Genomic DNA, 2,824 nt, shown 5'->3' with positions numbered 1-2,824 from the left:
CTGCGCACCCTGCGGCACCTCCTCCGCCACATCCGACACAAACCCACGGAACGCCCGCGAACTATCGCCCTCCAACGCCGCCAACACCCCATGCGCAAAGGTGTTCACCCCGAACGACGCAGCATTCAACTGACGCGAAAACTCCACCAGATCCCGCGCCAACCCCCGCAACTCCGCCTCACGCGCCTCCGGAAACTCCTCCCCCGACGTATACAAAATCGCCTTGTACGCCCACGCCCACTCCGGATCCGTCGGAATCCACAACTCAGGCACGACCGCACCCACAAACCATCAGGCGCCGGCGGCCGATTCTCTGGCGACACTGACCGCACGCAAATTGGTAGGGCGGCAGGGAAGGTGGCAAAAAGGAAGCAGCCAGGGTGTCCACACCGGAGTCGCGGGATGTCATCGTGCCGTCGCAGACATTGCGCTCGTCCTGCTTCCGGGACCGCGTCGGCGTTGGTTGCCGAACCGCTACGAAGATGTTTCGTGCAAATGTACGGGCGGCATTGTGGGACGAAACAAGTCCCATCAGTGGGACATCCGGCGGACAGGACGATGTCCGCTCCCCGCGACGTCCAACACGATCCCACTGCGACACCCGGCCACGGGGCGTACCGGGCTGCCGCAATCTCACCGAGCAGTGTCGCCCGGTCGGCTGGTGCAGTGAGCGCATTCTCGTACGCGTCCTTAAAGGCCGCCCGCTCAGCCGTCTTGCCGTCGGCCAGAGCCGGGGCCGCTGAACCGCCCGGTCTGGGGGAAAGCTCCGCGGACGGCAGCGGCGTGGGTATCGATGATTGGCTGGCGAACCCGGGCAAGGGTGACGTCTGCCCTGGCCGCCGCTTCGGCTACCGCGCGTTGAGCACCTGCTTCGGATGCGTCGACAGCCTTCGGGTACTGGGCCTCACGTGGGACTGGTCCGGCCGGGTGACACGTTCGCCGCAGGCGTCGGCGATATGTGCACTGAGCGACCGGAGCGCGTAGAACGTCCGCGAACGGATGGTGCCCAGCGGAACTCCGAGCCGCCGCGCGACGTCCAGCGGGGCCGCGTCCCGGTAGTAGACCTCGAAGAGCACCTCGCGGTGCTGGTCGCTCAGGCGGGACAACGCGGCCCGGACGATCTGGGAATCGACCACGTGGTCGGCGAGGCCGTCCGCGGTGGGAATCGCGGGGATCTCGGAAGCGCCGACTTCCGCCGGGCGCGCGTCGCGGGCACGCGCGGCGTCGATCGCCACGTGGCGAGCCACGGTGAACAGCCACGGCGCCGCGGACGCCGGATCCGCCGGCAGTTGGTCCAACTTCCGCCAGACGCGCAGATAGGTCTCCTGCAGAAGGTCCTCCGCCAGCTGCCGGCGACCGAACGCCAGACGCAGCAGAAATCGGAACACCGCCTCGGCCGACTTCTCGTACAGCTCACGCATCCGAGATTCGGCATCCGCCGAGGGCATCCTGCCCCGCGTAACGGTAGTAGCGTCAGTCAGCGTTGCCATCGTGCCTCCTCACCCAAGCCGCTCGCCTCTTTGGACTGGGCACGATGAGTGGAGGCCCGCGACATCAACAAGACATCGCCGTCAGATTGACAACGTGCTCCTGCCGCGACCGCGGGGTTGTTTCCCGGGTTCGCGCTTCCGAGCCGAGGCGATCCGGCGTTGATCCCCTGTCGATGCCCTGGTGGTCTGATGCGTCATCAGGTTGAAGAAACTCTGAACGCTTCATTCAGTCCTTGAACTAATGTTCGTATCAACCTCGCTCGCTACCGTTGCCGTATGGCTGAGACCCACGCATCGCAGACCCTGAACTTCGGCCTCCTCGGCCCGGTACGGGCCTGGCTCGGCAACGCGGAGTTGAACCTAGGATCGCCGCAGCAGCGGACCATCCTCGTCATGTTGCTGCTCCGCGAAGGTGCGGTGGCCACGCTCGGGGAACTCATCGAGGGGATGTGGGGCTACGAGCCGCCCCGGTCCGCCGTCACCACCGTTCGCACCTACATGTCGCGGTTGCGGCGAGTTCTGAGCGAGCTCAGCCCCGACGCCCCTGCCCGAATTGACTCGGTGTACGGCGGGTACATCCTGCACACCACACGCGAGATGATCGACGTCAACCGATTCAGCCGGCACACCGCACGCGGAGCCGAGGCCGCCGGTCGCAACGACTGGGGCACCGCCCGCGCCGAGCTGAACGCGGCCCTGGAGTTGTGGCGTGGTCAGCCGCTCGCCGGCACCTTCGGGCCGTACGTGGCGGGCCAGCGTCTGCGTCTGCAGCAGCTCGTCGCCGCCGCCCGGGTCGACTTCCTCCGGGCCATGGTCGGCCTCGGGCGGTACGGCGAGGTTCTCCCGGAACTGACGAGCATGGCCGCAGCCGACCCACTGCGCGAAGACGTCCAGGGGCTGCTGATGACCGCGCTGCACGGCAGCGGCCGGGTAGCCGAGGCATTGCAGCACTACCAGAAGACCCGCCGAGCGCTCATCGACGACCTGGGTCTCGAGCCGGGGGTCCAGCTGCGCGCCATCCATCAGAGCATCCTCGCCGGTGAATCCACCACGGCTTCCTCGCATCCGGTGACGGAATACGCCCGTCCGCACACGACGTCACCGAATACCACCCATCGGCGCGTACGCCTCGTGCCGGCCGCCTAGCACGACGGCTGCCCCGTCCTGCCGGCCGCCCGGCACCGACGCCGTCGAACACCCGTTGACGCGGTTGTTCGACGGCGTTGCCGCGTGACGTGGCCGGTGCCCCGTCGGCTGATCCACGGCCATGATCCCGCCAGGGTGGCCGCGACGAGCCAGTTTGGGCGCTACCATCGCCGCCGGAGTAGGGTCGT

General features: G+C 67.4%; 2 protein-coding genes. One reads left to right on the top strand and one right to left on the bottom strand.

The window, feature by feature from the left end:
* Positions 1-848 precede the first annotated feature (848 nt).
* On the bottom strand, positions 849-1,421 hold the full coding sequence (locus ABZ807_RS25720) for a sigma-70 family RNA polymerase sigma factor (protein ID WP_357162999.1): 573 nt from the start codon (positions 1,419-1,421) through the stop codon (positions 849-851).
* A gap of 345 nt (positions 1,422-1,766) precedes the next feature.
* On the opposite strand from ABZ807_RS25720, the gene ABZ807_RS25715 reads away from it, so the two are divergent.
* On the top strand, positions 1,767-2,636 hold the full coding sequence (locus ABZ807_RS25715; RefSeq protein ID WP_357162996.1) for an AfsR/SARP family transcriptional regulator: 870 nt from the start codon (positions 1,767-1,769) through the stop codon (positions 2,634-2,636).
* Positions 2,637-2,824 lie beyond the last annotated feature (188 nt).

The organism is Micromonospora sp. NPDC047548 (genome assembly GCF_040642975.1).
Classification (GTDB): Bacteria; Actinomycetota; Actinomycetes; order Mycobacteriales; family Micromonosporaceae; genus Micromonospora.
This window is presented reverse-complemented; position numbering and strand designations above follow the sequence as displayed.